Here is an 8,117-nt window from a genome sequence, read left to right as displayed (position 1 = left end):
CCACAGGTCCCGCAACTGGATGGCCGCGCCGGGGGCGAACTTCAGTTGGGCCGCCGTCAGAGTGATGTCCGTCCCGGCCAGGCCTCGGTTGAACAGGGCCACGGCCTTGTCGCCGGTCGACAGCGTCTTGATGATGATCTGCACGTCGTCCGAGGCATAGGCGATGACGCCCTGATGGCCGCCGGGGTCCTGGTTCAGCCGCACGAGGTCGGCGTTGCCCCAGATGTCCATCAGGCTCTGCGGCGCCTGGCGCAGGTCGTAGCCGATCAGCAGGGGCGCATTGATTATGGCCCACAGGGTGAAGTGCGACCGGGCTTCGGTCAGGTGGTCCTGATCGAAGTCGCCGTGGCCGACGAAGAGCATGTCCGGATCGTTCCAGGCGCCCGGCCCGGCGTAGAGGGCGCGGGTCGAGGCGCTGTCGAAATTGTGCAGCATCCGCGACCAGGTCGGGGTGATGTCGCCGCTGGTGCGCCACAGATGGCCGACGTCCTTGCCCCAGGACCGGACATCGGCCGAGCCCCAGTTGCAGATGGCCAGAATATAGTCTCCATCCGGATTGTGCCGGGCCAGGGCCTCGGCGACCTGTCCATACAGGGCCTGAACGGCGGGCACGTCGGTGCGGTTGATCGAGGCCTGGTCGATCAGGGGCGGCACGGGCGTATAGGCGTGCTCGGCGACCAGCGGGTTCTCGGGCCCGTAGACATTGATGCCGCACGCATCGACCTTGATGTAGTCGAATCCCCATTCGGCGAAATAGAGGCTGATGTCCTGATCCACGTGGCCGTGGAGGCCGACTTCACGCTCGGCGGTGGAGCCTTCCGGGAGGTTCGGTGAATGCAGGTCATAGGCCTGGGAGCAGGCGTTCCGCCCGATGTCGGTGTAGATGCCCGCCTTCAGACCCATCCCGTGCAAGGCGTCGGTGAAAGGCCGGAAACTGGAGTCCTCACCCTCGATCCGCGCCGACGGAAAGATGGATGTGCGAATCTCCAGTCGACCGTCCGGCTGCCGGCGCCTCAGCCACCAGCCGTCGTCGATGTTGACGTAGGTATAGCCCAGTTCGGACAGGCCGCTGTCGACCAGGGCCTGGGCCGCGCCGAGCACCCTGGCCTCGTCGACCTCGGTGCGGAAGGCGTTCCAGGAGTTCCACCCCATGGGCGGGGTGCGGGCGTGGGACCGCTCGGGGATCGACCAGGCGCCCGTGGCGGCCAGGGGATCGGCCAGAGGACCGGTCTGGGCGACGGCCGGCCAGGCGAGGCCCAGTAGGCCCCAGGCCGCGACGGATATCAGGCGGGCGCGGACGGTCATGGAGTCTCCGATCAGCGGTCGGAACGAGAGAAGAAGACACGCCGCGCATTGGCGAAATAGATCTTGTCGATCACCGACCGGGGCAGGGCAAGCCCCCTCACATCAGCGTCGATGTCCTCCACACGCCGGGTGGCCCCGGTGGCCAGATAGGTCCAGTCCGCTGTCCAGACCTCGTGGGCCGACTGTCGGAAGCCCTGCGCGTCGTCCCCCGGATTGAGGGTCAGGTCGGTGCCGTAGAGAATGCGGTCCTGGTACGTGATGAAGAAGTCCCGCACCTTCCGGTGGTCCCGCACGGACTGGTGCTGGATCTGGGCCATGCGGGCCGCCAGTTCGATCACGGCGTTCGGATGCGCGTCGAGAAACGCGGCCGCCTCATCGACGCTCCACTCCAGGCTGGCCATGTGGGCGCCGACGAACTGCAGATTCGGGTTGCGCGCCACCATGGCGTCGCGCCGGGCCATCAGCTCCTCATAGCCGGGCATCTCGGGGTGAAGATGCATGTGGTACTCGGGGTGAGCCGAGAAATAGAGCCGGTCGTTCCGCGTCGTCATCTCCTCGATCGGGAGCCAGCAGTTATAGGGTTCGCCCTGGTGCCCGATCAGCGGCACGTCCGTTGCGGCGAGATGGCGAAAGACCGGGTCGAAGGCGGCGTCGTCGATAAAGATCAGACGGTCGTCATCGTCCCGCTCGACCATGCCGATATTCTTCCACACCTTCACGCCCACGGCGCCCCGACGGACTTCCGCGTCGATCGCAGCCCGGGTGCGGTCCGCCCAGCCGGCCTGGCCGAACCCCTGCATGGAGAAGGTGGTGGCGTAGTGGAAGCGCTCGGGCTCCGCCTCGGCGTAGTGGTGCGCGACCTCGGCCTGATCGCTGATCGAGGGGAAGGCGGGGTAGTCGACGTTGATCGACAGGATCTCGAAATTGTCGGCCGCCGCCTGGTCCAGGAAGGCGTCGTCGGCGACGTTGACGTGAACGTGGGCGTCGATCTTGCGCACCGTGGCGAAGTCCGAGGCGGCGTAGGGTTCCCCCTCAAGGGTGGTGCAGGCGGACAGCGTCACGCACGCCACGAGCGGCACGGCCATGGCGCAGGACCAGCGGGCATTGAGCTTCATCACGACCTCCATTCCAGTCGGCAGCGCTCGACGTCGAAACGAACGCGAATGTTTCGTTGTGCGTCTTTTTGTTTGCCTTCGGAAACCGGCCTATGCAAGATTATTTCCAGGCTGATCGTCAAAAGAGGGTGCGACGACGATGATGAAACCCCTTCTTCACCGCCGTGGTTTGCTCGCCCTGTCAGGAGGAACCATCCTGGCCGCCGGGGCGATCGGCCCGGGCCGCGCCTGGGCCGGGCCAGTGGTGGCGCGCGCGGGGGATCAGGCCCTGACGGTCGAGTTCGACTCGGCCCTGAACAGTCGGCTGATCTCCAACCTGACCGGACGGGCGTCCGCGCTGAGCGACTTCGCCGCTTCGGAAACGGTGACGCTTGACGACGACCGGATCATCGACAGCTTCCCGTTCGTCGACCAGAGCCGGACCGCTGTCCGCGATGTCCACGGCGAGGGCGTGCGGCACACGGTGCGCGGCGTTTCCGCCGAAGGTCTGGAAAAGAGCGTCAGCCTGACCTTCTACGACCGCTACCCGGGCTTTCCCCTGGTGAAGGTCGTTTGGCGACACACGCGCGGCGACGCCCTCGCGATCAAGAGCTACCGTGCCGGGGCGCATATTCTGAAGTCCTCCGGGGGGGGCTTCTGGTCCTGGTCCGGCTCGACCCATGCCGATCGTCGCGACTGGGTTCAGCCGGTGGGCGATGGCTTCGAGCAGGCCAATTTCATGGGCATGAACGCCTCCGACTATGGGTCGGGCACGCCCGTGGCCGACGTCTGGCGGCCGGACGCGGGTATCGCCGTCGGCCACATCGAGCTGACGCCCAAGCTGATCTCGTTGCCGATCGTCGCCTCGCCTGCCGGCGCCTCCGTGGCCCTTGAGGAGGCCCGGGCCGTAACGTTGAACCCGGGCGATGAAATGAGCTCGCTCGACGCCTTCGTAGCCGTGCATCGACGCGACTATTACGCAACGCTCGACACCTACCGCCGGGTGATGGCGGATCGGGGCCTTGCGGCGCCGACCGCGCCGGATGGAGCCTATGAGGCCATCTGGTGCGCTTGGGGCTACGACCGCGATTTCACGGTCGCCGAGATCGAGGGCACCTACGCCAAGGTCAGGGATCTGGGCTTCAAATGGGCGGTGCTGGACGACGGCTGGCAGACCAACGAGGGCGACTGGGACCTGAATCCCCGCAAGTTCCGCAGCGATGCGGACATGATTGCCTTTGCCCGCAACATCCGCGCGGCGGGCCTGAAGCCCAGGCTGTGGCTGGCGCCCCTTGCCGTCGATCCGGGGTCGGACCTGCTGCACGACCATACCGACATGCTGCTGCTGGACGAGAACGGGGCGGTGCAGGACGTGACCTGGTGGAACGCCTTCTACCTGTGCCCGGCCTACCAGCCGACCCGCGACTACACCCAGGCGCTGATCCGCAGGATCATCGGCGAATGGGGTTACGAGGGCCTCAAGCTGGACGGCCAGCACATGAACGGCGTGGCCCCCTGTCACAACCCGGCCCACAACCATGCGCGCCCGGAGGAGTCGGTCGAACAGCTCCAGGACTTCTGGAAGATGGTCTACGATACGGCCCGGGACGCCAATCCCGAGGCCGTGGTGGAGTTCTGTCCGTGTGGGACGTCCTACGCCTTCCACAATCTGCCCTACACAAACCAGGTTCCGGCGTCGGATCCGCTCTCGTCCTGGCAGGTGCGTCTGAAGGGCAAGTCGCTCAAGGCCTTGATGGGGCGCGACGCCGCCTATGCCGGGGACCATGTCGAGCTGAGCGACGGCGGCGACGATTTCGCCTCGTCCGTCGGCATCGGCGCGGTCATCTCGACCAAATTCACCTGGCCGAACGAGGGACGGGGGCCGGACGCCAATTTCCGCCTTACGGCTGAACGCGAGGCCGTGTGGCGCAAATGGGCGGACCTCTACAATGCGAAGATGCTGCCCAGGGGCCGGTACCTTGGAGAACTGTACGATATCGGCTTCGACAAGCCGGAAGCCCATGCGATCGAGAAGGACGGCCGGCTCTATTACGCCTTCTATGCTGAGGCGTGGGACGGGCAGGTCGAACTGCGCGGGCTCGGCGAGGGCGGCTATCGCCTGACCGACTATTTCAACGGGGCCGACCTGGGGACGGCAACGGCGGACGCCGCGCGCATTCCCGCCCGGTTCGAGCGGTTCCTGTTGCTTGAGGCCACTCCCATCGAAGGCGGACGCGCGTGACCGACGTTCCCGCGACCCCCGCCGTGACGTCCCGCCGCTGGCTGCTGTTCGCCTTCCTGACCGTCGGCCTGTGGGGGGTCTGGGGGGCGTTCGCGGGCATTTCCGCCCAGCGCGGCTTCCCCGAAACCCTGGTCTACTGCGTCTGGGCCCTCACCATGGTTCTGCCGGCGGTCCTGGTCATGCACCGGGCAAAGTGGAGGCTGGATCGCGATCCCAGATCGATCCTCTACGGCCTTCTGATCGGTCTGACCGGCGCAGGCGGGCAGATGATCCTGTTCTACGCGGTGACGACGGGACCGGCCTATCTGATCTTCCCGATCATTTCCCTGTCGCCGCTGATCACCATCCTGTTGTCGCTACTGCTCCTCAAGGAGCGCACCTCGCGTCTGGGGGCCCTGGGCGTCGTGCTGGCCCTGGTCGCCCTGCCTCTGTTCGACTTCTCGCCCCAGGGCTTTTCATTCTCGCAGGGGTCGACCTGGTTCCCGCTGGCGCTGATCATCATGCTCTGCTGGGGCGTGCAGGCCTATTTCATGAAGCTGGCCAACCACCGGATGAGCGCCGAGAGCATCTTCTTCTACATGATGCTGACCGGCCTGCTGCTGACGCCGGTCGCGGTTGCGATGACCGACTTCTCGGAACCGATCAACTGGGGCTGGGACGGGCCGTGGCTGGCGGGCGTCATCCAGATGCTCAACGCGGTGGGCGCCCTGTGCCTCGTCTACGCCTTCCGATACGGCAAGGCGATCGTGGTGGCGCCGCTCACCAACGCCGGCGGCCCGCTGGTCACCGCCGCCATTTCCCTGCTGCTCGTCGGCGTCCTGCCGGGGGAGCTCAAGATGGTGGGTCTGGGGCTTGCCGTCATCGCGGCGGCCCTCCTGGCCTCGGCCCCCTAGGCGCATCGAGAATACGCAACGAAACCTCAGTTGAAGTTTCGGTTTCATTGTTTTGGTTGCGGTTTGCCTCGATTTCATTAGAGTCCGCGTGTCATCAAAGGGATCTCTTATGAAGGCGATGCTTGACCTCGTAGCCCGGCACAAGTCCGGGCAGGCCTGCGGCATCTATTCCGTCTGTTCAGCGCACCCGCTGGTCATCGAGGCGGCGTGCGTTCACGCCCTCAGGACCGGGGTCGATGTGCTTCTGATCGAGGCCACCTGCAATCAGGTCAACCAGGACGGCGGCTATACGGGCATGACCCCGGACGGGTTTCGCGACTTCGTTCACGCTATCGCCCGCGGCACCGGCCTGCCCGTCGATCGCGTGCTTCTGGGCGGCGACCACCTGGGTCCCAATCCGTGGACCAGCCTTCCCGCCGAAGAGGCGATGGTCAGGGCGGAGGTGCTGATCGAGCAGTATGTGGCCGCGGGCTTCCGCAAGATCCATGCGGACTGCTCCATGTCGTGCGTCGACGATCCGACCCCGCTGCCCGAGGACGTCATCGCGCGCCGCGCCGCGCGCCTGATCAAGGTCGCCGAGGCGACGCAGCGGCGGGTCGGCGGCGAACCCTGCGTCTATGTCATCGGCACCGAGGTCCCCGTGCCGGGCGGCGCCGCGGAGGACCTTCCCGAACTGGAAGCGACCACCCCCGAGGCGGCCATCGCCACCCTGGACGCCCACAGCGCCGTCTTCGCCGAAGAGGGTCTGTCGGACGCCTGGCCGCGCGTCATCGCCGTCGTCGTGCAGCCCGGGGTCGAGTTCGATCACCACAAGGTCATCGATTACGATCGTGCAAAGGCGGTCCGCCTGCGCAGCGCGCTGGATGACCAGCCGCACCTTGTCTTCGAGGCGCACTCGACCGACTACCAGACTCCCGGGGCGTTGAAGGCGCTGGTCGAGGACCATTTCGCGATCCTCAAGGTCGGGCCGGGGGTCACCTTCGCCCTGCGCGAGGCCCTGTGGGCCCTGGACGCCATCGAGCGCGAGTGGATCGGCGAGGACCAGGCGTCGGGCTTCCGCAACACCGCCATCGAGCGGATGGCGGCCGAGCCGCGCCACTGGGCCAGATACTACCAGTCCATCGGCGCGGATCTGCGGTTCGACCTGCAATACAGTCTGTCGGACCGGATCCGTTATTACTGGCCGGACCCGGCCATTTCCGCTGCGCAGGACCGGATGTTCGCCAACCTCGCCGACAACCCGCCGCCCATGGCGCTGATCAGCCAGTATCTGCCGGCCGCCAACGCCGCCCTGCGTGACGCCGGCCTGCCCACAGATCCGACCAACCTTGTGATCGCCCATATCGGCGCCGCCCTGGAGCCTTATCGGACCGCCTGCGCCCCGGAGCCGGAGCTTGCTCATGTCTGACCTGATCCAACTGGGACTCCCGGAGTCCGAACTGGAACGGTTGGGAGGTCTCTGGACCGCCCGCGAAATCTCGCAACAGCCGGCCATGCTGCGCGAGACCCAGAAGCTGCTGATGGCGCGCCACCTCGAGATCGATGGATTCCTCGACCCGCTTCTGGCGGAGCCCGGGCTTCGGATCATATTGACGGGGGCGGGCACGTCCGCCTTCGCAGGCGAATGTCTGGCGCCCCTGCTGTCAGCGCGCCTTGGCCGGCGGGTCGAGGCCATCGCCACCACGGACCTGGTCTGCGCCCCCCATCTCTATCTCGAGCCCGAAACGCCGACCCTGCTCGTCTCGTTCGGCCGCTCGGGCAACAGTCCTGAAAGCGTTGCGGCGATCGAGCTGGCGGACCGGTTGATCAAACACCTGCACCACCTGATCATCACCTGTAACGCGGAAGGCGCGCTGGCGGCCTACGGCAAGGCGCCGAGGGGCCTGACTGTCCAGTTGCCCGAAGCGACCCATGATCGCAGCTTTGCGATGACGTCCAGCTTCTCGTGCATGACCTACGCCGCTCTGGCTGTGTTCACCGGCGTGGCGGTCATGGACGAGCGGGTCGAATCCATCGCACGCGCCACCCAGGGCGTTATTGCGGACTATACCCCGGTCATGCAGGCGGCGGCGGGAGAGGACTATCAGCGGGTCGTCTATCTTGGCAGCCACATCTTCAAGGGTCTGGCTCGGGAATCAGGATTGAAGCTTCTTGAACTGACCAACGGCGCCCTGGTGACCATGTTCGATTCGCCGCTGGGGTTCCGGCACGGGCCCAAGACCATCGTCAATGACCGAACCCTGATCTTCGTCTTCTTCTCGAACGACGCCTATACGAGGAGCTACGACATGGACCTCCTTGAGGAACTGCGTCGCGACAACGACGCCGGCCGGGTCATCGCCATCACCGCGCAAGACGGCGTGGGTCTGCAGGCGCGGGACGAAATCAGTGTGAAGGGTCTGGCGACGTCGGACGACGCGGAATTGCTGTTCCCCTATATCGTCGCGCCCCAGATTCTGGCCTTCTTCGAGTCGCTCCGGCTCGGTCTGAAGCCGGACCAGCCCAACACCTCCGGCACGGTCAACCGCGTCGTTCAGGGCGTGCGGATCCACGAGCTGGGCTGAGAACAGGGGGCGGGACAAG

At 66.1% G+C, this 8,117-nt stretch carries 6 protein-coding genes; 4 read left to right on the top strand and 2 right to left on the bottom strand.

What is annotated here, in order from left to right; all coding sequences use genetic code 11:
* Window positions 1-1,305, bottom strand: a 1,305-nt coding sequence (locus ACK4SE_RS13200; RefSeq protein ID WP_409693558.1) for a glycoside hydrolase family 27 protein, incomplete at its 3' end; no start/stop codon positions are given.
* A gap of 11 nt (window positions 1,306-1,316) precedes the next feature.
* A complete protein-coding gene (locus ACK4SE_RS13195) occupies window positions 1,317-2,420 on the bottom strand; it encodes an amidohydrolase family protein (protein ID WP_409693555.1) in 1,104 nt (367 codons plus the stop codon).
* Window positions 2,421-2,559: 139 nt separating this feature from the next.
* Here ACK4SE_RS13195 and ACK4SE_RS13190 point away from each other — a divergent pair, with 139 nt between their 5' ends.
* The 4 genes from ACK4SE_RS13190 (at window position 2,560) to ACK4SE_RS13175 (ending at window position 8,098) form a co-directional block, all read left to right on the top strand.
* Window positions 2,560-4,641, top strand: coding sequence for a glycoside hydrolase family 36 protein (locus tag ACK4SE_RS13190; RefSeq protein WP_409693553.1), 2,082 nt, complete (start codon window positions 2,560-2,562; stop codon window positions 4,639-4,641).
* A complete protein-coding gene (locus ACK4SE_RS13185; protein ID WP_409693550.1) occupies window positions 4,638-5,534 on the top strand; it encodes an EamA family transporter in 897 nt (298 codons plus the stop codon). Before ACK4SE_RS13190 ends, ACK4SE_RS13185 begins: the two co-directional genes overlap by 4 nt.
* A 118-nt stretch (window positions 5,535-5,652) precedes the next feature.
* Entirely contained in the window at window positions 5,653-6,942 is a 1,290-nt protein-coding gene (locus tag ACK4SE_RS13180; protein WP_409693548.1) for a D-tagatose-bisphosphate aldolase, class II, non-catalytic subunit, read from the top strand.
* On the top strand, window positions 6,935-8,098 hold the full coding sequence (locus ACK4SE_RS13175) for an SIS domain-containing protein (protein WP_409693546.1): 1,164 nt from the start codon (window positions 6,935-6,937) through the stop codon (window positions 8,096-8,098). The genes ACK4SE_RS13180 and ACK4SE_RS13175 overlap by 8 nt, the downstream gene beginning before the upstream one ends.
* Window positions 8,099-8,117: the final 19 nt, after the last annotated feature.

Origin of the sequence: Brevundimonas sp. (genome assembly GCF_046293315.1) — a bacterium.
In the GTDB taxonomy this organism is placed as follows: domain Bacteria; phylum Pseudomonadota; class Alphaproteobacteria; order Caulobacterales; family Caulobacteraceae; genus Brevundimonas.
The sequence above is the reverse complement of the archived record's forward strand: the minus strand, read 5'-3'. Positions and strand labels throughout refer to the sequence as shown.

Excerpts from the sequence above, each read along its gene's own strand:
- ACK4SE_RS13195 (WP_409693555.1), bottom strand. The coding sequence starts at position 2,420 with ATGAAGCTCAATGCCCGCTGGTCCTGCGCCATGGCCGTGCCGCTCGTG.
- ACK4SE_RS13175 (WP_409693546.1), top strand. The coding sequence starts at position 6,935 with ATGTCTGACCTGATCCAACTGGGACTCCCGGAGTCCGAACTGGAACGG.
- ACK4SE_RS13190 (WP_409693553.1), top strand. The coding sequence starts at position 2,560 with ATGATGAAACCCCTTCTTCACCGCCGTGGTTTGCTCGCCCTGTCAGGA.
- ACK4SE_RS13180 (WP_409693548.1), top strand. The coding sequence starts at position 5,653 with ATGCTTGACCTCGTAGCCCGGCACAAGTCCGGGCAGGCCTGCGGCATC.